This is a genomic window from Streptomyces sp. NPDC043685 (genome assembly GCF_056436585.1).
In genome coordinates, this window is the sequence record NZ_JBWKCH010000004.1 from 715,357 (window position 1) to 738,992 (window position 23,636).

Consider the following 23,636-nt stretch of genomic DNA (forward strand, 5'->3'; position numbering starts at 1 on the left):
ACCTGTCATGGATGCTTATCGGCGTGTGATGTTCCTGGCGCCAGGCACGCCCTTCTTCGACCGGGACGAGGCCGACACCGGCGCTGCGGACGACGACTTCCGTAGCGTGACGTCGGCGACGCCTGACGATTGGTCGTGCCATACGGGGCCCGACTGGACCATGCTGACCCCGCACGGGTTCCGGATGCCACCGCAGGGATGGAAGATCCATGTGTCGGCCACGACGGAGAATGCGCAGCGAGTTCTCGCCCGGTCTTGGGAGTGGCTGGTGGCCCGCCGCATGGCGTTCAAGTTCATCCGCAGCAGGAAGGTGCTGCTGCGACGCAACGGCAAGTACGGCGACCGTGGAGCCAGCGGCAAGTTCATCACCATCTATCCCGAAGACGAGACGCGCCTGGCCTGCGTGCTGAACGAGCTGGGAACCATCCTCGACGGGGAGCAGGGTCCCTACATACTCAGTGACCTCAGGTGGCGTTCCGGTCCCCTTTATGTGCGCTACGGCGGATTCGTCGCGCGCACCATGACGTCGGAGAGGGGGGTGACGGTCCCCTGCATCGAGGATCCCGAGGGCAAGCTGGTACCGGACCTGCGCGGTCCGTCGTTCCGGCCCCCGGAGTGGGTGACCATTCCCGACTGCCTGACCGAAGCGGTGGAGGCACGCAACGCCGGCACCCTGCACGACTTCCCCTACCGCGCCGAACAGGCCCTGCACTTCTCCAATGGTGGGGGTGTCTACCGCGGCACCGACCTGCGCACGGGCGAGCCCGTCCTGCTCCGGGAGGCGAGACCGCTCGCCGGGGTCGACGCCAACGGTGAGGACGCGGTCGTCCGACTCACCCGGGAGCGTGACTGCCTGCGCAAGCTCGCCGGTCTCAAGTGGGTGCCTGAGCTCATCGAAGCCCGTGTGGGGCACGAACACCACTTCCTCGTGCGGGAGTACGTGGAGGGCGAGACGCTCGCGGTGCGGACCACCAGGGACAACCCGTCTTCTCCGAGCGCTGATCCGGACAGGACCGCCACCTACACCCGATGGGCGCTCGACGTGCTCGACCAGATCGAGCAGGGAGTGCGGGCCATGCACGAGCGGGGCGTCGTCTTCGGCGACCTGCACCCCGGCAACGTCATGGTTCGCCCGGACGGCTCCGTCGCATTCATCGACCTGGAGACGGCGTCGACCGATCTCACCGCGCACCAGATCCACGCGGCGCCGGGCTTCGCCGCACCCCCCGCCTACCGCGGCAAGGACATCGACAGGTACGCCCTGGGCTGCCTGCGCCTCGCTCTGTTCGCCCCGCTCACCAGCCTCCTGCCGTGGGGGGCCGACAAGCTGGACCAGCTGATCGAGCTCGTGGAGGCCCGGTACCCGGTTCCGGAGGACTACGGAGCGAAGGTGCGCGCCGACCTCGCGCCGCTCACGAGCGGTGACGGTGCGGCCGCACAGGACGGCGACGTGACTGCGGTGCCCGGCGATCAGTCCGGCGCCGTGGCCCAGCAGGTCACAGCGGGCCGACCGGGTCCGGCTGCCGTGGGCCAAGGCATTCTCGCGATGGCCACGCCCCAGCGCGAGGACCGCCTCTTCCCTGGTGACACGGCCCAGTTCCTCCTGCCGGAGGGCGGGACCTGCCTCGCATACGGAGCCGCAGGGGTGCTGTGGGCCCTCAGCGAGGCGGGGACGGAGATTCCCGCTGCCCACATCGACTGGCTCGAGACGTCCGCGCGTCGGCTCACCGACCCGTCCCCGGGGCTCTACACCGGCACGTCCGGTGTCGCGTGCGTGCTTCAGCACCTCGGCCGGTCCGATGCCGCCGCGGCGCTGCTCAAAGAGGCGTCCGGGGTGGAACCCGCGAACGACAGCCTTCTGGACGGCCGGGCCGGGCTCGGGCTCGCCCATCTGTACCTGGCGCGAGCTACAGGGGACGACGCGGCCCTGAAGCAGGCCACGGTCCTGGCGGAGCAGTTGATCGAGAACGCGGCGACCCGGCCACCCCGCCGCGGTGAAGCCGGTCTGATGCGCGGCAGGTCCGGTAGCGCGTTGCTCCTGCTGCGTCTGCACGCCCATACGCCTGACACCGGCCTGCTCGACGGGGCCCGTGAGCTGCTCGACGCCGATCTGCGCGCCCTCGGGTGGACGGTGGAGCCGGGTGCGAAAAGGGGCGTCGTCCGTGCCGGGGCGGAGGAAGGCTGGGCGGAAGGTGCCGTCGGTGCACGTCCCACTTTCGCCGCCGGCAGTGGCGGCACCTCCATGGTCCTCAAGGAGTACCTCGCCCAGCGCGACGAGCCGCGTTTCGCCCTGGCTTGCGAAACCGTCCTGCTGACGGCCCTGGACTGCATTCCCCACACCGCGGGGCTTTTCCACGGCTCCGCAGGCGTGATGCTGGCGGCCACCCGCTTGGCCGGCGAGACGGATGCTGCCGCAGTCGAGCGACTTGCCGCCGCGGTCGGCCTGTACGAAGTCGCCCACGAGGGCAGGCCGGCGTTCCTGGGCCTGGAGAACGTGCGCCTCACCACGGACCTGGCGACCGGAGCCGCAGGCGTGCTGCTCGCCCTGAGCGCCGAGAACACCGCTCCGGGGACTCTGGCGTTCCTGTGAAACGGTCCGAGGACGGAGGTTATGAGGGGCCATGAACAGCAATGACACAGTGACGATGTCCGTGATTTGTCCGACGTACAACAGGTCACGGAAGATCACGGAGACCATCGACTCCGTCCGCGCGCAGACCCTTCAGGAGTGGGAACTGCTCGTGGTCTCGGACGGGTGCGACGATGACACCGAGGACTGGGTGCGCCGGTCCGCGCGGGAGGATGCTCGCGTCAGACTCCACCGCGTCGAGCGCAGTGGCCACCCCAGCGGACCGCGCAACGCGGGGCTGGCTCTTGCCCGTGGTGAGTTCATCGCCTATCTGGACCATGACGACGTCTGGCGGCCCGATCACCTTCGTGTCCTGCTCGGCATGCTGCGTGCGGACGCGGACCTTGCGGTGACGGGTTGTACGTACCACGACGCCGACGGCGAGGAGGCCGCCGAGTTCTCACCGCTGTCGGCCTTCTGGCATCCCCAACTCCAATTGCTCGGGCCTATGTTCGAGCCATCAAGGGTGGGACATCGCCGCGGTGTCGTGGAGCGGGTCGGAGGCTGGCGCAGCGGTGCCGGTCTGGAGGACTGGGATCTGTGGCTGAGGGTGGCCGACGCGGGCCATACATTCCGCACCGTCGTGGAACCGACCGCGGCCCTTCTGATGGACAGCGGCACCCGTAGGAACCGGATGCCGCGTCCCCACCGGCTGCCCATGGTCGTCCTCGACGATGCGAGAACCGCCCATGCGCTGCTGTGTGAACTTCAGTCCGGCCGGCACGACGAGTTGTTCCGCGCCGCCGTCCTGGCGGACATGAGGGACTGGTACCGGCAGATGGACGACTCCGGCGCGCTGGTACGGCCCCTCGACTGGAGCGAGGACCTCGACGAGGAGATCGAACGCGTGGTCTCGGGTGAGGTGAAGCTCTTCGAGGAGCTGGTGTTGGTGCCCGAACAGGGACGGTACGCCATCGCGCGGAACCTGCTCTGTTCCCGTATCGAGCACGCCCGCCGCGCCGCCCGACTGGTGCCCTCCGTTCAGCCGCGCGTGCTCCAGCTCGTGAAAGACCTGGCCGAGGGCGGGCCTGTCGGGCGGGTACACCGGTCAGATGAGCCCCTTCTCCTTGGCTCGTAGTGCCGCCTGGAAGCGGTTGGCGGCATGGAGGTGTTTCAGCAGCTCCGCGACCCGCCCTCGGTAGGTGCGTACGGATATGCCCAGTTCGCGTGCTCCGACCTCGTCCTTGTCGGCGCGCGCCATGGTCTGGAGCACCTTCAGCTGCATCGCGTCCAGTGGGGCAGGGCCCTGCCCCGGCATGAGCAGCGTCGAGGCGTCGAGCGCTTGGGACCAGCAGCGGTCGAAGAACGACAGGAGCGCGCCGACCAGCACTCCCTGCTCCACCTGCATGGTGCTCTGTGAGTTGCCCCGCTCGGCCCGTACCAGGGCGGTCTCCCGGTCGGCGATCAGCACACGCTCGAAGACTCCGTCCAAGAGGCGGACCTGCGCACCGTTCCGGATCAGGTCGGTCAGGAGCGTGGACGTGGCCTCGTCCTCCAGAGCCCGTTTGTGCATCAGGGCTTTCACGGTCACCCCGCGACGCAGGCAGACCACGCCGACGCGACGTATGGCCAGGATCGTCTGCGGTGTCAGGGTCCAGTCCGGCTGCATCGTCAGCACTTCGCGCCGGGCCTGGACCGTGAGTTCCTCGGCCAGGTCGCACACACCCTTGTCGTCTCCCTGAAGCTGTCTGGGAGAACGCCAGGCGAGAGACTGACGGATCAGCGAGTAACCGAACGACAAAACTTCCTGCTGCTCCGCGTGAAGCTTTTTGAGCCGCTGTTCCATGATTCGCCCGACACTTTCGTCGGGATTGATGGCAGTCGGTTCGCCGCGTTTGTCCAAACGGACCATGCCTTGTTCGGCAAGTCTTTGCAGCGAGGCGCGGATGTCCTCGTCATTACGGTCGAGGACCACGCACAGGCCGGCCACCCCCAACTCTGTTTCTTGCAACAGGGTTTTGTACACGGATTGGTCGAAACTCGAAATGCCCAATGTGGTCAAGGTCATTTCCCCCATGACCTCATTCGAACATTTGTTCAAGTGGGTGTCAATCTCGAAAGCGAAGGAGTGAACAGGCCGCCCTGTCCGGCGGGCGGACCCCGTCTATGGGTCCGCCCGCGCTTCGGACGGCCTCTTCCCTACAGCGCTGATGAGGCGATGACCGCGGTGAGAGCGGCGACCGTGGTGCGGATCGCGTCTCCGAGTGCCGCAGCCTGGCCCTGCCCCTCGGCGATCGCGGTCAGACGGTCCTCGCGTGCGTCCGCCCCGGGGCTCTGCGGCATGACGGTCTGGAGGCCCGCGTGGTGCAGCACGGTGATCAGCGCCGCTGTGCGCTCATCGGGGTCCTGGCCCTGCGCGAGGACGGCTGCCAGCCGCTCTCGCAGCGCCGCGAGCTCCGACAGGCCCGTGACCGGGTACTTCACCGATCCGAAGGCGTTGAGAACGCGTCGTCCCTGCTCCCGTACCAGGCCTTTCTCCAATAGCCCCTGATGCGCCGTGTCGAAAGCCTGCTCGCGTACGGCCAGCAGCCACTCCCGGGGCGTCTCCTCGGGATGGCTCTGCATGTGCTCGGCCATGGCCGTGGCCGCCGGGTCCGCCGGCGTCGAACCACCAGCGACAACGAGTGCGCCATCACGCTCCGTCAGGTACCCGGAGAGGCTCAGCTCCAGCAAGGCGGCCGCCGAAACCGCCAGGGACACCCGCAGCGGAGCTTCGCGCAGGATGCCGGTCTCTTCGTCCAGGGCGAGCAGCACGATCTGCTCGCCGATGGTCAGATCCTTGGTCATGGGATCCCCCTCTCGAGAGAGAGACGAGCGAACGGAAGCTTGGGTTCCCCGCACGCTTCTGCAAAGTCGGACGATCGGACCGGTCCTGGTGGACGATGCCTGTGACCAGCGAGAACGAGGGCCGCTGAGGTACTTGTCGGCTTCCCTGTCGAAGACGCTTTCCGGGCGAAGCGGCCTACCAGGTCCAACCGCGCTCCCCGCCGCGCGCGGAAGCAGGGCTGCGGATCGGGCTCCGTCACCGGAACCAGATCGTCTGACGCAACGAGCGAACCGGATACGTGTCGACGTTCGCGAGCCGCTTGTTCGTCAAATGCTTCCCAAGTCATCGACAAACGTTGTTTGTAGACACCAAAGAGGCCAATCCACCAGTTCTCTGGTCAGGGCCGCTGTGTGAGTCTTCATGGACGATTCGCCCTTCGAACGCGGCCATGTGACGGTCGAACTGCCCGAGGTCGCGGTCGTCTCCGCCGAGGGCGATCCGGCGGAGCTGGCCGGCCGGCTGCTGTCCCGGGGCTGGTTCGACGTCCTGGAGCTGGCGGAGACCGCCCGGCCCTGTACCGGGAGCGCGGTGAACGGAGGTGCGGTTCGAAGGACATCGAGTCGATGATCGTGGAGATCCTCTGCTCGATCCTGGACGCGGAGCCGGAGGACTTCACCACCGACACCCGCGTGGTGGCCCACGAGAAGCGGGACAGCCTCAACTCCCTGGAGACCAAGGTCGCGATCGAGAGCGCCTTCCGCGTCCGGCTCGACCTGCGCGACTACCATGCCACCCGCACCGTCGGCGACCTGGTGGAACTGGCCGCCGGCGGCAGCGGACACGCGTGACCCGGGGAGGGGTATTCATGGTCCGGCACTCGTCCGACAGGCCCGGTCCGGCGGCCACGGCGCCGCTGGAGGAGCTCGATCCGACCGGGGGGCTTCCCGGGACGCTGACCCTGCCCGCCGAACGCACCGGCCCGGTGCCCGCGGTCGTCCTGCTCCACCCGTTCGGGGCGTGGGACCGCGACGGCGGTCTGCCGCCGGAGGTGACCGGCAACGGGCCGGTGCGTCTCTTCGCGGACCTGGAGGAGGCGTTCACCGCCGCGGGGGTGGCCGTCGCGCGCTTCGACTGCCGGTTCGTCACCGGGCGGCGGGAGGACGGCTGGGATCCGCGGCGGGTCACGTTCCAGGGGCTGGTGGACGACGCCAAGGCGGCCTTCGCCGCCGTCCGGGCCCATGGCGCAGTCGACGCGCGGCGGGTCGCCCTTCTCGGTGTCTCACTGGGCACCGAGGTCGCGGTCGCGGCCGCCGAGCAGCTCGGCGGCGAGCACGTCCTGCTGCTGGTGGCCCCGGTCGCCGAGCACTACCCGGTGCGCTGGCGCTGGCTGAACGTGGAGCGGCGCACCGAGTGGCTGGCGCTGAGGGGCCTGGTCGACGGCGACGGGAAGACGGACCTCGCCGCGGCGGCCGCCGACCGCGTGGGCCGGTCCGGCTGGTGGGACGACTTCGACCTGCACGAGCGGCTCGGGCCCAGCGCCGGCATCGAGGAGGTGCAGGCCCTGTTGATCGGCCGTCACCAGGCGCTCGTCGGGCAGGCGTTCGAGCAGGGGAACGAGGACGCGCCGGCCGCCTTCTGGCGGGACTGGTGCGCCCAGCCGGACGCCTTCGTGCGGATCGGATCGGTCCGCGGTGTGGTCCGGGTGCACGTCGGTGACGACGACTGGACCACTCCGCCGCGGCAGGGCCTGCTGTTCCGGCAGGCCGCGAAGGAGGGCCTCGACGTCCGGCTCCGCCTCCACCCGGGTCTCGGGCACCTGATGTCGCCGCGCGCCGCGGACGGCACTCGTACCTACGGTCCCTTCACCCGGGAGGTGCTCGACGCGCTCGTCGATGAGATGACGACCGCGCGCTGAGCCCGGGAGGGGAGACGGCTGTGGTGGGGGCCCGGGGAATCCGGGCCCCCACCTACAGCCGCGTCCCGGCCGGTGTCACGGCCGCGCCGCGGCGGCGGTGGCGCGATCGAGTCAGCGCCAGCCGCAGATGTCGTTCTCCTCGAACAGCAGGGCAGCCTCCTGCCCTGCAACCGGGCGAGCAGCCCGCCGAGCCCGGGCGCCCCGCCGAGGGGATCGGCGGGTGGTTCCTGATCCCCGCACGGCCGAGCGGCCCTGCCTGATCACCGCCGTCACCCCGCTGGCCGGGCTGGTCCCCGGGTTGTACGCCGAGTCCCTCCTCGCCCCCGGCGAGGTGCTGCCCGCGGCCGACGCCTCCTGCTTCTCCGGCGCCACGAGCCCGCAGGTGGAGCGGGCCATCCACAGCGCGGCCACCGCCTTCCGCGCCGCCCTGCGCCCCGGGGGGAGATCCATGACGAGGAGAAGCACTCCCCCCGCGCACACGGACGAGAGCCCCGGTCCGGGACGATCCGGACCGGGGCTCTCGTCGTGGGCGGGTCAGCCGGTCGCCAGCATTCCCGACCGCAGCTTCGCCACCGTGCGGGAGATCAGCCGGGACACGTGCATCTGCGAGATGCCGAGCCGGGCGCCGATCTCCGCCTGGGTCAGTTCCTCCACGAAGCGCAGGTGGAGGATGAGCCGCTGGCGCTCGTCGAGCTCGGCGACCAGGGGGGCCAGGGCGTGGAAGTCCTCGACGAGTTCGAGGGCCGGGTCCTCCTCGCCGATGAACTGCGAGAGCGTCGTGTCGCTCTCGTCCGGGTCGCCGGTGACCGTCGCGTCGAGGGAGGAGGACAGGTAGCCGTTGGCCGCGATCTGGGCCTCGACGACCTCCTCCTCGGACAGGTTCATCAGGGCCGCCAGCTCGGCCACCTTCGGCGCGCGGCCGAGGCGGGAGGCCAGCTCCTCGGTGGCCTTGGCGAGCTCCGTACGGGCCTCCTGCAAGCGGCGCGGCACGTGCACGGCCCAGGAGGTGTCGCGGAAGAACCGCTTGATCTCTCCGATGATGTACGGCACCGCGAAACTGGTGAACTGCACCTCGCGGGAGACCTCGAACCGGTCGATGGCCTTGATCAGCCCGATGACGCCGACCTGGACGATGTCCTCCATCGACTGGCCGCTGGTGCGGAACCGGCGGGCCGCGAAGCGCACCAGGGACATGTTCATCTCGATGAGCGTGTTGCGGGCGTACTGGTATTCGGGCGTGCCCTCTTCGAGCACGGCGAGCCGGTCGAGGAACTGGCCGGTCAGTCCGCGTGCGTCCTGCGGGGCGATCTTCTGGGGCTCGGCGATCTGCGGCAGTTCCTCACCGGTGCAGGTGGCGGAATCCGTCGTCGTGCCGATGCGCGTGGTCGCCGTCACGGGCCCTCCCTCTCGTTCCGGCCCGCTCCGATCCCCCGACAGGCCACCTCCAGCGCCGCTACCCCCCCTCGCCCGGCTCATGCCCCGCAGCTGCCCCGGCGAGACGTTAGCCACAGTCGGCGCAGGTCGAGGAGGTGTCGGGGTACCCGGACCGGTATTGCGACGGTACGGGTGGGAGGGATGGGCGGTGGGGAGAGCAGGAAAGAGACCGGGGGTTCGCGGAGCGGGCAGTTGTCGTTTGACAACTATAGGTGGAGGGCAACAGCCTAGGCGTGCCGAGCGCGTTCGGGGAAGGGACCGGAAGGACCGACTCCGTGCGAGGGCGGGTACGTCAGGCAGTCCGGGTACCGGACGATCGGGAGTCTTCGGAGTCGTCGTGTATCTGGGCCGCCGCCGCGTGGCAGAACGCCTCGAGACCCTGGAGCAGCGCCCCCCGCTTCGCCGCCGGCATCTGGTCGAGCACCGCGCGCAGCGCCTGCTCCCGGCGGACGCGCAGGTCGGCGAGGAAGGTGCGGCCCCGGCCGCTGAGGTACAGGCGCACCTCGCGCCGGTCGGCCCGGCTCGCCTCGCGCTCGACGAATCCGGCCGCCTGGAGCCGGTCGCACAGCCGGCTGGTCGAGGGCGGTGTGGAGGCGAGGGAGTCGGCGAGCGTGCGCAGGTTGATGCCCTCGTGGTGTTCGAGCATGAGCAGCACCCGCAGCTGGGACGCGGAGGCCGGCGCGGTCGAGGCGCGGCCCCAGAGTACTTCCAGCAACTCCGCGGCCGTGGAGGTCACACGGGCGACCTCTGCTGGCTCAGGGCGGGGTCGGAGGGAAGTCACAGTCACACTCTCGCAGGCACCGGGATGGCCGTCAGCGTACTAGGCGTGGTGTGAGCCGCCCGGTCAGCCGCTTCCCCGCCCCGCTCGCCGCCCTGTGACAAGGAACGTTTCCGAGGACGCGTCGACGTCCCACCGAGGATGGTGAAGGACCACCGTGACCACGATCACGAACAGATTCGTGGCCGCCGAGCGCGCCCTGCGCACGGCGGCACCCCACCGACTGCTGGACGCGGTCCGTCGTGTACTGGCCGATCAGTACGCGGCGGACTCCGTCGAGCTCTTCCTGGCCGACTACGGACTGACCGTGCTCCAGCCGGTGTCCGTGCTGCCGCACACCCTCGAGCCGGTGCCGGTGCACAACAGCCCGGCGGGCCGGGCGTTCGGCGCGCAGGAGCCGCACGTGGAGGCCTGTTCCGGCGGCCTCGTCCGGGCGCATCTGCCGGTCACCGTGCGCGGCGACCGCCTCGGCGTGCTGACCGTGACCCTGCCGGGCGGCGAGCACGCCGACGGCGCGCTGGGCGAGCTGGCCGACATCGCCGAGGTGCTCGGGCACGAGGTCGTCGTGGCCGAGCGGGACACCGACCTGTATCTCCAGGCGCGGCGCCGGGACCGGCTCACGCTGGCCGCCGAGATGCAGTGGCAGCTGCTGCCGGGCCGCTCCTGCGCCGGCCCCGAGTACGAGCTGGGCGCGCAGCTGGAACCGGCGTACGCGATCTTCGGTGACAACTTCGACTGGTGCGCCTCGGCCGACCGGCTCAGCCTCTACGTCACCAACGGCATGGGGGAGGGCATCGAGGCCTCCCTGCTGACGAACCTGGCCCTCAACGCGCTGCGCAACGCGCGCCGGGCCGGGCTGTCCATCGACGACCAGGCGGCCCTGGCCGACCAGGCGGTGTACGCCCATTACCGGGGCCGCTGCTACCTCTCCGTGCTGATGCTCGATTTCGAGCTGGCCACCGGGCGGGTCCGGGCGGTGGACGCCGGGTCGCCGCAGATGCTGCGGCTGCGCGGGGGCGTGGTGGAGCGGGTGCCCTTCGAGGCCCAGCTGCCGCTCGGCATGTTCGAGGAGACCGACTACGTGATCCAGGAGTTCCGGGCCGAGCCCGGCGACCGCCTGGTCTTCGTCAGCGACGGGGTGTACGACGTCGCCTCCCCGGGCGGCGAGACCTACGGGGCGGACGCCCTGGCCCGGGCGATCCAGTCCACCCGGCTGCTGCCGGCCGCCGAGGTGCCCCGGGCCATCCTGCGCGAACTGACCGGTCACCGGGGGCCGTCCACCCCGGACGACGACGCCCTGGTGGTGTGCCTGGACTGGCGTGGCCGGTAAGTGATGGGGGAAGGCGCTGGTCGGGGGCAGCGCACGCCGGTTGTTTGGTGGTGCCGGACGCCGGCACTAATGTTTGTCATACGGCAAGTAACGGCTGAGGCGCCGTGCAGCGACCTCGGTCCGGCCCGTGCGAGGGAGCGATACAAGTGTCGGTGTCGGAAGAGAACACGGAACAGCAGCCGGCCGCCTTCCAGGTGAGCGCCTTCCTGGAACGGCGCCGGGAGCAGATCGCTCAACGGTGGGCGGACGCCGCGCTGTTCCGCACCGTCTTCACCGTGTCCCGGGACGAGGCGGTCGAGGCGGGCAGGGCCGTGGCCGCGGCGCTGGCGGCGGTGGCCGCCTCCGGGCGGCTCGACGACATCCGGGCGTCCGGCTTCGAGGCCGTGCGCGACCAGCTGGGGCGGATGGCGGCCTCCCGCGCCCGCACCGGGACGGACCCGGACGGGGTCGCCCGTGAGGTGGCGGCCCTGCGCGAGCCGGTGACCGAGCTGCTGCGCGCCGAGTTCGCGGAGCCGTACGCCCCCGAGGCCCAGGAGGCCGTGGTGGCGCTGACCGTGCTCATGGGCACCCTGCGCCTGGTCGTGCTGGAGACGACGGTCAGCGCGGGCGAGGAGCTGATCGCCCGGCAGCGCGAGCAGCTGCACGAGGTGGCCACGCCGGTGATCAAGCTGTGGGAGAGCACGGTCGCCGTGCCGTTGATCGGCACCCTGGACAGCGCGCGCAGCCAGGTGGTGATGGAGAGCCTGCTGGACGCGATCGTCGCCGAGCGCGCCCGGTACGCCATCCTCGACATCACAGGCGTGCCCACGGTCGACTCGCTGGTCGCCCAGCACCTGATGAAGACCGTGGCGGCGGCGCGGCTGATGGGCGCCGAGTGCATCGTCTCCGGCATCCGGCCCGCGATCGCCCAGACCATCGTCCACCTGGGCATCGACCTCGGCACGGTGCTCACCCGCTCCAGCCTGGAGGACGCGCTCGCCTACGCGCTCAGCCAGCAGGGGGTCGAGATCGCGCCGCTGCGGGTGGCCGGCCCGACGGCGGACGCGGGCACGCGGTGACCGGCCCGGCGGCACACGGACCCGGGGGCGGGCACGGCTTCACCGTGCCCGTCCTCCAGCTGGGCGACGTCCTGCTCGTGACCCTCCAGGGAGAGCTGCACGACGGGATGGCCGAGCAGCTCCAGCACGACATCACGGCCCGCATCTCGGACAGGCGGGTGACCGGGGTCGTGATCGACATCTCCGGGGTGGAGATCGTCGACTCGTTCCTGGGCCGGGTCCTCGCCGAGATCGCCGCCGGAGCCCAACTGCTCGCGGCGCGTACGGTGCTGGCCGGGATGCGCCCGGCGGTGGCGATCACCCTGGTCGAGCTGGGGCTCACCCTGCCCGGTCTGCGGACGGCCCTGGACGTCGAACGCGCGATGGAACAGCTGGGCGTGACCACGCTCCGCGGCGAGGGGAGCCCGTGATGCAGGCTTCCCGCCATGCCGGCCCCACCAGCCTGCCGATCGGCTCGGACGCCGATCTGGCCTGGGTGCGGCAGCAGGTCCGGCAGACCGCCGCCGAGCTCGGTTTCGGTCTGGTGCAGCAGACCAAGCTCGTCACCGCGGCGAGCGAACTGGCCCGCAACACCCTCGTCCACGGCGGCGGCGGCCATGTGGAGCTCACCGAGCTGCGCACCGGGCAGTCCCACGGGCTGCGCCTCGCCTTCGTCGACACCGGGCCCGGCATCCGCGACCTCGACCAGGCGCTGACCGACGGCTACACCAGCGGCGGCGGGCTGGGCCTCGGGCTGAGCGGGGCCAAGCGGCTGGTGCAGGAGTTCGAGGTGGACAGCCGGCCCGGTGAGGGGACCACCGTCACCGTCACCGCCTGGGCCACCGTCGTCCCGCCCTCCCGGACGGTGCCGTGATGAGCAGGGTCTGGGACGTGCCGGTGGACGACTCGACCCGGGTGCGCGACGTCCGGGTGGCGGCCGAGGAGGCCAGCGCCCGCGCGGGCCTGCCCTCGAACCGCACCGCCACGGCCGCGCTGGTGGCGACGGAGCTGGCGACCAACCTGCTGCGGCACGCCGACGGCGGGCGGGTGCTGATCGACCTCGTCGAGCGGGCGCACGACGACGGCCACCGGCCGGCCGTGCAGCTCGTCTCGGTCGACCACGGCCCCGGCATCCCCGACGTCGCCGCGGCGATGCGCGACGGCTACACCACGACCGTCGCCGCCTCGCTCGGCGCCGGGCTCGGCACCTGCCGGCGCATAGCGAACGACTTCGATCTGCACAGCGCCCCCGGCCGGGGCACCGTCGTGATGGCCCGGATCGGCCACGAGCCCGCCGTCCGCAACCAGGGCCCGCCCCCGCCCGGTCCGCGCGCCGGGGGTGTCAACGTTCCCCTCGGCCGGGCCGAGCAGTCCGGGGACGCCTGGGGCCGGGCGCGCGAGGGTGACCGTCTGACCCTGCTGCTCGCCGACGGGCTCGGGCACGGGCCGAAGGCCGCCGAGGCCTCCACCGCCGCGGTGGAGGAGCTGCGCTCCCTGGCCGGACTGCCGCCCGCCGAGATCCTGCGGAGGCTGGGCCGGGCCCTGCGCCCCACCCGGGGCGCGGCCGTCGCCGTGGCCCAGCTCGACGAGCGGACCGGGCAGCTGAGCTTCGCCGGGATCGGCAACGTCGGCGCCCGGCTGCGCACCGAGGGCACCTGGAAGGCGCTGCTGTCCCACCCCGGCATCGTGGGCGCGCAGACCCCGGCGTCCGTGCCGGTGCAGCGGGTGCCCTGGCAGGCCGGCAGCCTGCTGGTCCTGCACAGCGACGGCCTGCCCAGCCGCTGGACGCCGCCCGACGACGGGGTGCTCCCCGGCTGCGACCCGGCGGTGGCGGCGGCGGTGGTGCTCCGCGACTCGGGCAGCGCGGCCCGGCCGGTGCGGGACGACACGTGTGTGGCGGTGCTGACCGCGGGCGGAGTGAGCCGCCACGGCTCGGGCATCTGACGGGCATGAGGGAGCCGATGAGCGGCACGGCACGGGCTCGCGCCGGCCGGCGTCGGTAAGGGGTTGTTCTCCGCGGGCCCTGGGTTTTCCCCGGGGGGCGCGGGGGACGGGTGTGTGCGGGTTGCGATCGCGGTGCCTGTGAGCTGCCGCGGCTCGGGCATCTGACGGGCATCCGTCCGGCATCTGACGGGCGTTCAGGGCGCCGGGCGCGCGGCAGGGCCGCAGCGTCTCGCCCGGCGTCGGTGAGGAGGCGCCCTCTGGGTGCCCCGGACCTCAGTCCGTGCCGTCGGCGCGCGGTACCACCGCGTCGCGGGCCGCCAGGAATCCGCGCAAGCCCTCGCGCAGGGCCGCCCGTTCCGCCGGTGCCATCGCCGCGAGCGCGGTGGCCAGGGCCCGGGCGCGGTGGCCGGCGACCTCCCCGAGGACGTGCCGGCCGTGCGGGGTGAGCCACAGCTGCACCTCGCGGCGGGTGTCGGGGTGCGGGGCCCGCTCCAGCAGCCCGGCCGCCGCCAGCCGGTCGCAGAGACGGCTGGCCGTGGGCAGACCGATGTCCAGGCCCTCCGCCAGCGCCGTCAGGTTCAGGCCGGGCGCCGCCTGCACGGTGCGCAGGGCCCGCAGCTGGTGCGGGGACAGCCGTAGGGACGCCTCCTGGGCGGCGACCGACCACAGTGCCGTCAGACGCTCCACGGCATCGGCGATCTGCGCTGCGACGGCCTCCGGGCCATCGCCCGGTCCCCTCGCCCGGTGGTCGCCGAGGCCGCCGAGATCGGTCACGAAACGGTCACTTCCATAAAGCTCCGGGTACGGGAGAGGTCGCCCTCTCTCAAAGGCTGTACCCGAGGAACCGAGGGACAAGCAGCCCGGTTCGGTGCCCGGCCGGACCGGCCGGGCGGCTCAGCCGGCGCTGAGCCCCGTCAGCGCGGCGAGCGGCAGCGTGTGCTGGGTCTGCAGGACCTTCGCGCGCAGGTAGCGGACGTTGTGGGCGGTCGTGAAGACGCCCGTGGGAACGCGGTCGCGGACGTCGACGCCCAGCGACCGCAACTGCTCCGCCTTGTCGGGGTTGTTGGAGAGCAGGTCCAGCCGGCCGATGCCCAGGGCGCGCAGCATCTGGGCCGCCGCCGTGTAGTCGCGGGCGTCCTCGGGGAGCCCCAGGGCCGCGTTCGCCTCGTAGGTGTCGAGCCCCTCGTCCTGGAGGGCGTACGCGTCCAGCTTGTTGTACAGGCCGATGCCCCGGCCCTCCTGGCGGAGGTAGAGGAGCACGCCGCCGCGCTCGGCTATGCGCTCGACCGCCTCGCGCAGCTGCGGACCGCAGTCGCAGCGGGCGGAGCCGAACACGTCCCCGGTCAGGCACTCGGAGTGCAGCCGCACCAGCGGGACCGGCCCGGGCTCGCCCAGGACGACGGCCACGTGCTCCCGGCCGTCGACCAGCCCGTGGAAGGTGACGAGCTCGGCGTCGGCCTCGTAGCCGTCGTGGAATCGGAGCGGGACCCGGACGCGGGAGCGGGGGGTGGCGACGACGGCGGGGGTGTCGGGCATGCGGGGCCTCCGGGTTCCGTTTCCTGTTCGGCTGCACAGCCGTAGTGCTTCAGTTTTGAAGCAGATGCACGCTCGGAACCCTACTCGTGCTTGAAATTTGAAGCAATGAGGTCCGGTCTCGTGTGGCGGGGGTCACTTCCGCGTCGCCCGTGCCCCGCCCGGCGCGCCCGCCCTGTCACCCGCCGCGTCACGAACAGGCCGGTGACGACCTCCGCCGCCACGGCACCTCGTCGGCCGCCGCCCGTGTGCCGTCCTCCTGGAGGCCCCGCGCGATCGCCGCGGAGATCTCCTCCAGCTGCCCCACCTGCTCCTCGCTGAGCCGGTCGAACAGGGAGGTCCGCACGGTCTCGACGTGCCCGGGCGCCGCGCGCTCCAGCACCGCGAACCCCTCGTCGGTCAGCGCGGCGACGCTGCCCCGCTTGTCGTACCGGCAGGCCTCGCGCCGCAGCATGCCGTCCTTCTCCAGTCGCGTCACCGCGTACGTCAGCCGGCTGCGCGTGATCTTCAGCCGCTCGGCGAGATCGGTCATGCGCAGCCGGCGCCCCGGGGACTCCGACAGGACCGACAGGATGGAGTAGTACAGGTGCGGCATGCCGGCGTCCTGCTGGAGCTGCCGGTCGATCGCGTCCTCCAGGAGCAGCGAAGCGGCGATGTAGGCGCGCCAGGCGCGCTGCTCCTTCGGCGTGAGCCAGCGAGTCGTCATGCCGCCAGTGTAGGTTTGTTTCAAACTTGAACCAAGACCCAGTCCAGTCCCGCTGACCCGACCAGCCGCGGAGCGTCGATGCCTCACCCGTACGTCCTGCTGTCCGCCGCCGTCTCCCTCGACGGCTACCTGGACGACACCGGCCCCGACCGCCTGCTGCTGTCGAGCGCGGCCGATTTCGACCGGGTCGACGAGGTCCGGGCCTTTGTCGACGCGATCCTGATCGGTGCCGGCACCATCCGCGCCGACAACCCGCGGCTCCTGGTGAACTCCGCGGAACGCCGGGCCGCCCGCACGGCCGCCGGGCAGCCGGAGTACCCCCTGAAGGTCACCGTCAGCGGCTCGGGCGACCTCGACCCGGACGCCCGCTTCTGGCACACCGGCGGAGAGAAGGTCCTCTACACCACCGACCGGGGCGCCGAGCGCGCCCGTGCCCTCGGTCTCGCCACCGACGTGGTCCCGCTCGGCGCCGACCTCGACTGGCGGCGGCTCCTGACCCACCTGCACGACGTCCGGGGCGTGCGGCGGCTCATGGTCGAGGGCGGCGGCCTGATCCACACCCAGCTCCTCACCCAGGGCCTGGCCGACGAACTCCAGCTGGTCCTCGCCCCGCTCTTCGTGGGCGACCCCCGGGCGCCCCGCCTCTTCGGCCCGGGCGGCTACCAGGGCGGCCGGCTCCGGCTGCTGGAGACGCGGCGGATCGAGGACGTCGTCCTGATGCGCTACGAACCGACCGCCCCGGGCACCGGCGCCCTGCCCACCGCCGCCGATCACCACTGGCTGGCCCTCGCCTGCGATCTGGCCGGGCACTGCCCGCCGTCGGACACCGCGTTCAGCGTGGGCGCGGTCGTGGTCGCCGCCGACGGCACGGAACTGGCCCGCGGCCACTCCCGCGAGGCCGGCGACCCGGTCGTGCACGCCGAGGAGGCGGCCCTCGCCAAGCTCGACGCGGACGACCCGCGCCTGCCCGGCGCGACGGTGTACAGCAGCCTGGAACCCTGCGCCCGCCGCGCCTCCCGCCCGGCGCCCTGCGCCCGGCTGATCCTCGACGCGGGCGTGCGGCGGGTCGTCACCGCCTGGCGCGAGCCGGACACCTTCGTGACGGACGCCGACGGCAGCGGTCTCCTCGCGGCCGCGGGGGCGGAGGTCGTCGTCCTCCCGGAGCACGAGGAGCGGGCCAAGGCCCCGAACCGCCACCTGTTGGGCTGAGGGCGAGCCGATCGGCCCAACAGATCCTGCGTCCGCACCGCCGTCCGGGCCACGCTGCCTCCAGGGACCCGGACGACGAGCGCGGAGGCGGCGGCCATGGGGTCAGCGCGCAGACGAAGGACGGCGGCACTGCTCCTGCTGCCGCTGCTCACCGCGCTCGCCCTGCTCGTCCCCTCCTGCCGGCCCGACGGCCCGGGCACCCGCGCCATGGGCCCGGTCCTGCCCTCCGGCGCCGCGTTCACCCACCCCGGCGTCCTCGTCGACCGGGCCCAGCTGGACGCCCTGCGCGAGCACGTCACCGCCGGGCGGCAGCCCTGGCGAGCGGCGTACCTCGCCCTGCGCGACAGCCCGTACGGCTCGTACCGGCACCGGGCCCGGCCGCACGAGACGGTCGTCTGCCCGGCCGGCGACCTTCAGGGCCGCGGCTGCGCCGCGGAGCGCGAGGACGCCCTGGCCGCCTACGCGCAGGCCCTGCTCTTCGCCGCCACCGGCGAGCGGCGGCACGCGGAGAAGGCCAGGCAGCTCATGGACGCCTGGGCGGCCACGCTGCGCCGGCACACCGGGGAGAAGGCCGCGCTGCAGGCCGGCTGGACCGGGTCGGTGTGGGCGCGGGCCGCCGAGATCGTGCGGCACACACCCGGCGGGGGCTGGCCGGCCGCGCGGGTGCGCGGCTTCGAGGACATGCTGCGCACCGCCCACCTCCCCCAAGTCGTCGCCTCCGACCCGGACTTCACCGGATCCTGGGACCTGGTGGCGATCGACGCCGTGATCTCCGTGGCGGTCTTCCTCGGCGACCACCGGGTCTTCGGCCACGCCCTGGAGCGTTTCCGGGAGCGCGTGCCCGCCTACCTCTACCTGGAGAAGGACGGCCCCGTGCCGCTCACCGTGCCCGGCTCCGGCGTGGACGGCCCGCAGCGGATGGCCTCGTACTGGTTCGGCCAGACCACGTACCGGGACGGCGTCTCCCAGGAGACCTGCCACAGCTTCCGGCACGTGGGCGCCTCGCTCGCCGCCACCGCCCACATCGCCGAGACGGCCTGGCACCAGGGCGTCGACCTCTACGGCGAGATCGAGGACCGGCTGGCGACCGCGCTCGCCCTGCACGCCCGCCACGAACAGGGCGGGCGCGCACCCGAGTGGCTGTGCGGCGGCCGGGTCGAGCGGGGCCTCGGACCCCATCTGGAGGTCGCCCTGCACCATCTGGAGGAACGGCGCGGCCGGTCCGTCCCCGCCGCGCACGAACTGGCCGTCCGGGCCCGGCCCGCCGGCACCGACGACCTGTTCACCGCCTGGGAGACCCTCACCCACGCGGGCGCCCCGGACGGCTGAGCGACGGGTGTGCACGAGCTGTCCCGCGGATGGCGTACACTGGAATCACAACGACGCGGGGTGGAGCAGCTCGGTAGCTCGCTGGGCTCATAACCCAGAGGTCGCAGGTTCAAATCCTGTCCCCGCTACTGAAGGCCGAGGGCCGGAATCCGAAAGGGTTCCGGCCCTCGGTGTTTTTCCTCGAGATCTCGCGACGACCCTCACGCTCGGTGAGCGAACCACCCCGTTCCGCATCACAACTGACACACCGTCAAAACCCGTAAGTTACTTGTGAGGTGGTCAACTCGCCCGATTTAAGCCGGTCATGGCAGGTAAGTCCGCGCGAAAAAGGTTAATGATCAAGTGGAATCGCTGGAATACCCCTCGTGCGTCTATTAACGTTCGATAACGCAGCGCGGTCGTCCCAGCCGTCACAGAAGGCGGCTCCGTGCGCACGCGCCGAATCCCGAAAGGGAACCGGGGAACCACCACTTGGGGTGAATCGGGCGGATACCACCGTGGAAGCACGGTGGGTATACGCGCGTAGGAGACCTTCCTGCTCCGAACCCGTCAGCTAACCCGGTAGGCGAGAAGGAAGGAAAGGAGCACGCCCACGTGGCGTCCAACCGGCCTGCCCCCGCAGCCCCGTTCGCGCAGAAGCGCGACACCGACACCTTCGGCTACGGCGGTCAGCGCACCGACGAGGGCCCGTTCCAGGAGTGGAACCCCACCGAGGAGTCCATCCGTCCCGTCCGTGGCCGGCACCGCGTCACCAAGCAGCGCGGCGGAGGTCTCGCCCGCAGCTCCACCGTCCTGGGCGTCGGTGTCATAGCCGCCGTGGGTGCCGGCGGCATGGCCAGTGCCCAGACCGGCAAGCCCCCGGTGTCCATCTCCGTGCCGGACCTGCCCTCGGTGGGTTCCCTCATCTCGGACGACGACACCCCTGAGGGTTCCGCCACCCCGCTCAGCAGCCTCGGCACCGCCACGGCGGACCCCGAGGAGAACACCTCCGGCGCAGGCGAGGCGCTGCGCGCCCGGATCATGGCGCAGGTCGAGCACCAGCAGGAGCAGATCGAGACCAAGGCCGCGCAGGACGCCGCGGCCGCCGCCGAGAAGGCAGCGGCGCAAGCCGTCGCCAAGGCGGAGAAGGAAGCCAAGGCCAAGGCCGCCGAAGCCAAGAAGAAGGCGGAGGAAGAGGCCAGGAAGAAGGCCGAGGCCGAGCGGCTCGCCGCCCTCGCCAAGCAGTACACGCTGCCGACCTCCTCCTACACCATCACCTCCAGCTTCGGCCAGGCAGGCGCCTACTGGTCCTCCGGCTACCACACGGGCCTGGACTTCGCCGCGCCCACGGGCACGCCGATCAAGGCCGTGCACAGCGGCACCATCACGGAGGCCGGCTGGAACGGCTCCTACGGCTACAAGACCGTCCTCACCCTCGATGACGGCACCGAGATCTGGTACGCGCACCAGTCCTCCATCGGCGTCAGCGTCGGCCAGAAGGTCAGCACCGGCGACGTCATCGGCCGCGTGGGCGCCACCGGCAACGTCACCGGCGCGCACCTCCACCTGGAGGTCCACTCCGCCGGATCCGCGAGCGGCATCGACCCCATGGCGTGGCTGCGGGGCAAGGGACTCACCCCCTGAGCGGTCCACACCCGTGGAAGCACCGGCGGCCCTGACGACGACCCCCCGACGTCAGGGCCGCCGGTTTTCCGCCGGGTGTTTACGGGAACTTTGCGTCCGTTGTGGAATCAGGCATTCCTGTACGGGCGTTGACACGGAGCATGACTTCTCTGCGCAAGCTCGGCTCTTCCGACCTCGAGGTCTTCCCCCTCGCCCTCGGCGGCAACGTCTTCGGCTGGACCGCCGACCAGGACCGGTCGTTCGCCGTCCTCGACGCCTACACCGCCGCCGGCGGCAACTTCGTCGACACCGCCGACGTCTACTCGGCGTGGGCCGAGGGCAACCGGGGCGGGGAATCCGAGACCATCCTCGGCCGGTGGCTCGCGGCACGCGGGAACCGCTCCGACGTGATCGTCGCCACGAAGGTCAGCCAGCACCCCGACTTCCAGGGCCTGTCCGCCGCCAACATCAAGGCCGCGGCCGACGCCTCCCTGCGCCGCCTCGGCACCGACTACATCGACCTCTACTACACGCACTTCGACCGGCCCGACGTGCCCGTCGAGGAGATCATCGGCGCGCTCGACGAACTCGTGAAGGCCGGGAAGGTGCGGCACATCGCCGCCTCCAACATCTCCGCCGAGCGGCTGCGGGCGTCCCTGGAGTTCTCCGACCGCCAAGGACTCGCCCGGTACGTGGCCCTCCAGCCCCAGTACAACCTGGTCTCCCGCGACACCTACGAGGGTGCGCTCCAGGACCTGGCCGAGGGGTCCGGCCTCGCGGCCGTTCCGTACTACGCGCTCGCGTCCGGCTTCCTCACCGGCAAGTACCGGCCCGGTACGACGGTCGAGAGCGCCCGGGCGGGCGGTGCCGCCAAGCATCTGGAGACCGAGCGGGGGCGGCGGGTGCTCGACGCCCTCGACGAGGTCGCCGGGGCGCACGACGTGCCCGTGGCGACGGTGGCCCTGGCCTGGCTCGCCGCGCAGCCGACCGTGGCGGCGCCGATCGCCTCCGCGCGGACGGTGGAGCAGCTGCCCGCCCTGGTGGGCGTCGGCGAGCTGACGCTCACGGACGCCGAGGTCGCCCGCCTCACGGAGGCCTCGGCCTAGGAACGGTAGGGGTTGTACGCCGGGTACGGCGCCGGCCGGTAGCCGTACCCGTACCCGTACACGCCCTGCACGGGCCAGGGCGGCGCCGCCACCGGGACCGGAGGGGCCGTGACCCGTGCCGCGTGGTCCAGCGCGGGACGGGCCGCCTCCCGGCGCCGCCACAGCTCGCCGAGCAGCTCCTGCTCCCGTACGGCGAAGCCGGCCCCGGCGCGGCCCCGCCGGGCCCGGTGCCGCAGGAACGCCAGCGACGTGGCGTACGCCTCGTACCGCGCCACCTCCCGGGCCGCCGCCTTGCCCGCGTGGCGGCGGGCGTACTGGCGGGCGATCCGCCGGGCCCGCATCGAGCCGAGCGCGTACGGCTCGGCCGGCGTCAGCCACCCGGCCACCGCGTAGGCGGGCAGCTCCGCCCGGACGGTCTTCAGCTCCCGCTGCCGCGTCCAGATCACCAGCCATGTCAGCAGCCCGAAGATGGGCACCATGAACGCCGCGTACACGGCGAAGAACCCGTACTCGCCGAACGCCGACGAGCCGTTCCACATCGCGTGCATGCCCATCGCGAGCAGCAGGCCGCACACCGGGAAGATCACGCGGCGTCGCGGCCGGCGGTCCGCCGAGAGCGCGCAGATGCCGAAGCCGATGCCGGTGAGGACCGTGAAGAGCGGGTGCGCGAACGGCGACATGATGATGCGCACGAAGAAGGTCGCCGCCGTGACGGAGGCGATGCCGGTACCACCGGTGAGCTGGTCGGTGCCGAAGGCCGTGCCCAGGTAGAGGATGTTCTCCGTGAACGCGAAGCCGGTGGCGGTCACACCGGCGATGACGACCCCGTCGACGATGCCGGTGAAGTCGCGGCGCCGGAAGAGGAAGACCAGCAGGACGGCGGCCGCCTTGGCCGACTCCTCCACCACCGGCGCTATCACCGTCGCGCCGAGGGTGTCCGCGCTGGACGGGTCCGCCGTCGCCGTCGCTATCCATCTCGTCGCGAAGCTGTTGGCGACGATCGCTATCAGCGCCGCCGCGCAGGCGCCCCAGGCGAAGCAGAACACCAGGTTCCGCCAGGGGCCGGGTTCGACGCGGTCCAGCCAGCGGAACGCGGCGAGCAGCAGGGGCACCGGCAGGACGGCCAGCCCCAGCCCGACCAGGAACCCCTCCGTGCCGGTCTCCTCGCGGACCAGGGCGAGGATGACCAGGCCGGATATCGCCAGGAGCGTGCTCAGCGCGCCGTAGCGCACCCAGGCGCGCTGCCACCAGTGGGCGTGCCGCAAGGGGCCGCCCGGGCCCGGGCCGGCGAAGGGAGCGCCGTCGGTGGGACCGCTGGGGTACGACGGAGGGGGAGGGCTGGTGGCCACGGCATTGACCCTAACGACGGATGGGAGCTGTCCGCAGGCGGGAGAAGGCGCCAGAAGGGGTCAGGCGCCGGCGGGAGGCTGGTCCACGTGCTGTACGCGACGGAAGAGGAGGTCGTTCACGACATGTCCCTTGTCCAGTCCCTGGCCCTCGAAACGGGTCAGCGGACGGAAGTCGGGACGCGGCGCGAAACCACCGTCGGCCTGCGTGTTCTCGAAGTCGGGGTGCGCCGTCAGGACATCGAGCATCTGTTCGGCGTACGGCTCCCAGTCGGTGGCGCAGTGGAGGATCGCGCCGGGCCGGAGGCGGGTGGCGGCCAGGGTGAGGAAATCGGGCTGGATGATCCTGCGCTTGTGGTGGCGCTTCTTGGGCCAGGGGTCGGGGAAGTAGACGCGCAGACCGCCGAGGGAGTCGGGGGCGAGCATCTCGCGCAGCAGGATGATCGCGTCGCCGTTGGCGACCCGGATGTTGGACAGGCCGTCGCGGTCGGCGAGATTGAGCAGGTTGCCCTGGCCGGGGGTGTGGACGTCGACGGCGAGGATGTTCGTGGCGGGGTCGGCGGCGGCCATCCGGGCGGTGGCCTCGCCCATGCCGAAGCCGATCTCCAGGACGACGGGGTTGTCGTTGCCGAACAGCTCGTCCAGGTCGAGGACGCGGCTGCCGTCGATGTCGAGGCCCCACTTGGGCCACAGCCGCTGGAGTGCGTCCGCCTGACCTGCGGTGACCCGGCTGCGCCGGGGCTGGAAACTCCGGATCCGCCGCTCGAAGTGCGACCCGGCGGGGTCGGCCTTCGGCCCGTCGGGGAAGCGGGGCTCGCCCTTGGCCCGGGCGTCCCGGACGGGGTCACCGGGGGCGTGCGGGTGCGGGTTCGGGGCTTCGGGGGTGTTCGCGGAGTCAGACACAGTGCCTTCGATTTTACGGCCGTGGGCGCTCGCGCCTGCGCGCCGGTGAGGGGCGTGGGGCGCGCCGG

General features: G+C 71.9%; 24 protein-coding genes, 1 tRNA gene and 1 riboswitch. Of the genes, 15 read left to right on the forward strand and 10 right to left on the reverse strand.

Going from position 1 to position 23,636, the window contains the following annotated elements:
• The first annotated feature begins 28 nt into the window (after window positions 1–28).
• Both lanKC and AC0665_RS16840 read left to right on the forward strand, forming a co-directional pair.
• Window positions 29–2,590, forward strand: coding sequence for a class III lanthionine synthetase LanKC (lanKC, locus tag AC0665_RS16835; RefSeq protein WP_478508534.1), 2,562 nt, complete (start codon window positions 29–31; stop codon window positions 2,588–2,590).
• A gap of 31 nt (window positions 2,591–2,621) precedes the next feature.
• On the forward strand, window positions 2,622–3,707 hold the full coding sequence (locus AC0665_RS16840; protein WP_468407742.1) for a glycosyltransferase family 2 protein: 1,086 nt from the start codon (window positions 2,622–2,624) through the stop codon (window positions 3,705–3,707).
• Here the strand turns inward: AC0665_RS16840 and AC0665_RS16845 are convergent.
• Both AC0665_RS16845 and AC0665_RS16850 read right to left on the reverse strand, forming a co-directional pair.
• Window positions 3,678–4,646: a hypothetical protein gene (locus AC0665_RS16845; protein WP_478508535.1), complete on the reverse strand. Its 969-nt coding sequence runs from the start codon at window positions 4,644–4,646 to the stop codon at window positions 3,678–3,680. The two genes, AC0665_RS16840 and AC0665_RS16845, sit on opposite strands and share 30 nt — an antisense overlap.
• Before the next feature lie 122 nt (window positions 4,647–4,768).
• Entirely contained in the window at window positions 4,769–5,416 is a 648-nt protein-coding gene (locus AC0665_RS16850) for a GOLPH3/VPS74 family protein (protein ID WP_478508537.1), read from the reverse strand.
• Window positions 5,417–5,816: 400 nt separating this feature from the next.
• On the opposite strand from AC0665_RS16850, the gene AC0665_RS16855 reads away from it, so the two are divergent.
• The 3 genes from AC0665_RS16855 to AC0665_RS16865 are packed head-to-tail and all read left to right on the forward strand — an operon-like array spanning window position 5,817 to window position 7,311.
• Window positions 5,817–6,023, forward strand: a complete 207-nt coding sequence (locus AC0665_RS16855; RefSeq protein WP_478508539.1) for a hypothetical protein — start codon at window positions 5,817–5,819, stop codon at window positions 6,021–6,023.
• Window positions 6,020–6,244 (forward strand): acyl carrier protein, encoded by a 225-nt coding sequence (locus AC0665_RS16860; protein ID WP_478602853.1) that lies wholly within the window; start codon window positions 6,020–6,022, stop codon window positions 6,242–6,244. Before AC0665_RS16855 ends, AC0665_RS16860 begins: the two co-directional genes overlap by 4 nt.
• 17 nt (window positions 6,245–6,261) lie before the next feature.
• On the forward strand, window positions 6,262–7,311 hold the full coding sequence (locus AC0665_RS16865) for an alpha/beta hydrolase family protein (RefSeq protein WP_478705237.1): 1,050 nt from the start codon (window positions 6,262–6,264) through the stop codon (window positions 7,309–7,311).
• 111 nt (window positions 7,312–7,422) lie between these two features.
• On the opposite strand, the gene AC0665_RS16870 is transcribed toward AC0665_RS16865, so the two are convergent.
• From AC0665_RS16870 to AC0665_RS16880, 3 genes are all read right to left on the reverse strand, one after another.
• Window positions 7,423–7,761: a hypothetical protein gene (locus tag AC0665_RS16870; RefSeq protein ID WP_478705238.1), complete on the reverse strand. Its 339-nt coding sequence runs from the start codon at window positions 7,759–7,761 to the stop codon at window positions 7,423–7,425.
• 84 nt (window positions 7,762–7,845) lie between these two features.
• Window positions 7,846–8,706, reverse strand: a complete 861-nt coding sequence (locus tag AC0665_RS16875; RefSeq protein WP_468407730.1) for an RNA polymerase sigma factor SigF — start codon at window positions 8,704–8,706, stop codon at window positions 7,846–7,848.
• 331 nt (window positions 8,707–9,037) lie between these two features.
• Window positions 9,038–9,532, reverse strand: a complete 495-nt coding sequence (locus AC0665_RS16880; RefSeq protein ID WP_478508542.1) for a MarR family transcriptional regulator — start codon at window positions 9,530–9,532, stop codon at window positions 9,038–9,040.
• A gap of 148 nt (window positions 9,533–9,680) precedes the next feature.
• On the opposite strand from AC0665_RS16880, the gene AC0665_RS16885 reads away from it, so the two are divergent.
• The 5 genes from AC0665_RS16885 (at window position 9,681) to AC0665_RS16905 (ending at window position 13,834) form a co-directional block, all read left to right on the forward strand.
• Entirely contained in the window at window positions 9,681–10,853 is a 1,173-nt protein-coding gene (locus tag AC0665_RS16885; RefSeq protein ID WP_478508543.1) for a PP2C family protein-serine/threonine phosphatase, read from the forward strand.
• Between the two features lie 146 nt (window positions 10,854–10,999).
• Entirely contained in the window at window positions 11,000–11,911 is a 912-nt protein-coding gene (locus AC0665_RS16890; RefSeq protein WP_468407726.1) for an STAS domain-containing protein, read from the forward strand.
• Window positions 11,908–12,321 (forward strand): STAS domain-containing protein, encoded by a 414-nt coding sequence (locus AC0665_RS16895; protein ID WP_468407724.1) that lies wholly within the window; start codon window positions 11,908–11,910, stop codon window positions 12,319–12,321. The genes AC0665_RS16890 and AC0665_RS16895 overlap by 4 nt, the downstream gene beginning before the upstream one ends.
• Complete coding sequence (locus tag AC0665_RS16900) at window positions 12,321–12,764, forward strand: anti-sigma regulatory factor (RefSeq protein ID WP_468407722.1); 444 nt, start codon at window positions 12,321–12,323, stop codon at window positions 12,762–12,764. The genes AC0665_RS16895 and AC0665_RS16900 overlap by 1 nt, the downstream gene beginning before the upstream one ends.
• The gene (locus AC0665_RS16905) at window positions 12,764–13,834 is read left to right on the forward strand and encodes a SpoIIE family protein phosphatase (RefSeq protein WP_478705239.1); all 1,071 of its coding nucleotides are present in this window, start codon (window positions 12,764–12,766) and stop codon (window positions 13,832–13,834) included. The genes AC0665_RS16900 and AC0665_RS16905 overlap by 1 nt, the downstream gene beginning before the upstream one ends.
• A gap of 273 nt (window positions 13,835–14,107) precedes the next feature.
• Here AC0665_RS16905 and AC0665_RS16910 read toward each other — a convergent pair whose 3' ends face one another.
• The 3 genes from AC0665_RS16910 to AC0665_RS16920 form a co-directional block, all read right to left on the reverse strand.
• Entirely contained in the window at window positions 14,108–14,608 is a 501-nt protein-coding gene (locus tag AC0665_RS16910) for a MarR family winged helix-turn-helix transcriptional regulator (protein ID WP_478602847.1), read from the reverse strand.
• Window positions 14,609–14,728: 120 nt separating this feature from the next.
• Window positions 14,729–15,370: a GTP cyclohydrolase II gene (locus AC0665_RS16915; RefSeq protein ID WP_468634291.1), complete on the reverse strand. Its 642-nt coding sequence runs from the start codon at window positions 15,368–15,370 to the stop codon at window positions 14,729–14,731.
• Between the two features lie 187 nt (window positions 15,371–15,557).
• On the reverse strand, window positions 15,558–16,073 hold the full coding sequence (locus tag AC0665_RS16920) for a MarR family winged helix-turn-helix transcriptional regulator (protein WP_468634289.1): 516 nt from the start codon (window positions 16,071–16,073) through the stop codon (window positions 15,558–15,560).
• 78 nt (window positions 16,074–16,151) lie between these two features.
• Between AC0665_RS16920 and AC0665_RS16925 the strand changes: the two genes are divergently transcribed.
• The 5 genes from AC0665_RS16925 to AC0665_RS16945 all read left to right on the forward strand — a co-directional run bounded on the left by AC0665_RS16925 (window position 16,152) and on the right by AC0665_RS16945 (window position 21,319).
• The gene (locus AC0665_RS16925) at window positions 16,152–17,282 is read left to right on the forward strand and encodes a dihydrofolate reductase family protein (RefSeq protein ID WP_478705240.1); all 1,131 of its coding nucleotides are present in this window, start codon (window positions 16,152–16,154) and stop codon (window positions 17,280–17,282) included.
• Between the two features lie 96 nt (window positions 17,283–17,378).
• Window positions 17,379–18,611, forward strand: a complete 1,233-nt coding sequence (locus AC0665_RS16930; RefSeq protein WP_478705241.1) for an alginate lyase family protein — start codon at window positions 17,379–17,381, stop codon at window positions 18,609–18,611.
• 54 nt (window positions 18,612–18,665) lie between these two features.
• Window positions 18,666–18,739 (forward strand) — tRNA-Met (locus tag AC0665_RS16935).
• A gap of 298 nt (window positions 18,740–19,037) precedes the next feature.
• Window positions 19,038–19,194: riboswitch (cyclic di-AMP (ydaO/yuaA leader) on the forward strand.
• A gap of 11 nt (window positions 19,195–19,205) precedes the next feature.
• Window positions 19,206–20,234, forward strand: coding sequence for a M23 family metallopeptidase (locus AC0665_RS16940; RefSeq protein WP_468407709.1), 1,029 nt, complete (start codon window positions 19,206–19,208; stop codon window positions 20,232–20,234).
• Window positions 20,235–20,374: 140 nt separating this feature from the next.
• Window positions 20,375–21,319: an aldo/keto reductase gene (locus tag AC0665_RS16945; RefSeq protein WP_478705242.1), complete on the forward strand. Its 945-nt coding sequence runs from the start codon at window positions 20,375–20,377 to the stop codon at window positions 21,317–21,319.
• Here AC0665_RS16945 and AC0665_RS16950 read toward each other — a convergent pair.
• Together AC0665_RS16950 and trmB are read right to left on the reverse strand one after the other, a co-directional pair.
• Window positions 21,316–22,668, reverse strand: a complete 1,353-nt coding sequence (locus AC0665_RS16950) for a PrsW family intramembrane metalloprotease (protein WP_478705243.1) — start codon at window positions 22,666–22,668, stop codon at window positions 21,316–21,318. The two genes, AC0665_RS16945 and AC0665_RS16950, sit on opposite strands and share 4 nt — an antisense overlap.
• Before the next feature lie 60 nt (window positions 22,669–22,728).
• Complete coding sequence (gene trmB / locus AC0665_RS16955; protein WP_468634279.1) at window positions 22,729–23,568, reverse strand: tRNA (guanosine(46)-N7)-methyltransferase TrmB; 840 nt, start codon at window positions 23,566–23,568, stop codon at window positions 22,729–22,731.
• Between the last annotated feature and the right edge of the window lie 68 nt (window positions 23,569–23,636).

What these genes read in the sequence shown, in the direction of transcription:
- lanKC (WP_478508534.1), top strand. Translation starts at nt 29, where the DNA reads ATGTTCCTGGCGCCAGGCACGCCCTTCTTCGACCGGGACGAGGCCGAC.
- AC0665_RS16840 (WP_468407742.1), top strand. Translation starts at nt 2,622, where the DNA reads ATGAACAGCAATGACACAGTGACGATGTCCGTGATTTGTCCGACGTAC.
- AC0665_RS16845 (WP_478508535.1), bottom strand. Translation starts at nt 4,646, where the DNA reads ATGGGGGAAATGACCTTGACCACATTGGGCATTTCGAGTTTCGACCAA.
- AC0665_RS16850 (WP_478508537.1), bottom strand. Translation starts at nt 5,416, where the DNA reads ATGACCAAGGATCTGACCATCGGCGAGCAGATCGTGCTGCTCGCCCTG.
- AC0665_RS16855 (WP_478508539.1), top strand. Translation starts at nt 5,817, where the DNA reads ATGGACGATTCGCCCTTCGAACGCGGCCATGTGACGGTCGAACTGCCC.
- AC0665_RS16860 (WP_478602853.1), top strand. Translation starts at nt 6,020, where the DNA reads ATGATCGTGGAGATCCTCTGCTCGATCCTGGACGCGGAGCCGGAGGAC.
- AC0665_RS16865 (WP_478705237.1), top strand. Translation starts at nt 6,262, where the DNA reads ATGGTCCGGCACTCGTCCGACAGGCCCGGTCCGGCGGCCACGGCGCCG.
- AC0665_RS16870 (WP_478705238.1), bottom strand. Translation starts at nt 7,761, where the DNA reads ATGGATCTCCCCCCGGGGCGCAGGGCGGCGCGGAAGGCGGTGGCCGCG.
- AC0665_RS16900 (WP_468407722.1), top strand. Translation starts at nt 12,321, where the DNA reads ATGCAGGCTTCCCGCCATGCCGGCCCCACCAGCCTGCCGATCGGCTCG.
- AC0665_RS16905 (WP_478705239.1), top strand. Translation starts at nt 12,764, where the DNA reads ATGAGCAGGGTCTGGGACGTGCCGGTGGACGACTCGACCCGGGTGCGC.
- AC0665_RS16915 (WP_468634291.1), bottom strand. Translation starts at nt 15,370, where the DNA reads ATGCCCGACACCCCCGCCGTCGTCGCCACCCCCCGCTCCCGCGTCCGG.
- AC0665_RS16920 (WP_468634289.1), bottom strand. Translation starts at nt 16,073, where the DNA reads ATGACGACTCGCTGGCTCACGCCGAAGGAGCAGCGCGCCTGGCGCGCC.
- AC0665_RS16925 (WP_478705240.1), top strand. Translation starts at nt 16,152, where the DNA reads ATGCCTCACCCGTACGTCCTGCTGTCCGCCGCCGTCTCCCTCGACGGC.
- AC0665_RS16930 (WP_478705241.1), top strand. Translation starts at nt 17,379, where the DNA reads ATGGGGTCAGCGCGCAGACGAAGGACGGCGGCACTGCTCCTGCTGCCG.
- AC0665_RS16945 (WP_478705242.1), top strand. Translation starts at nt 20,375, where the DNA reads ATGACTTCTCTGCGCAAGCTCGGCTCTTCCGACCTCGAGGTCTTCCCC.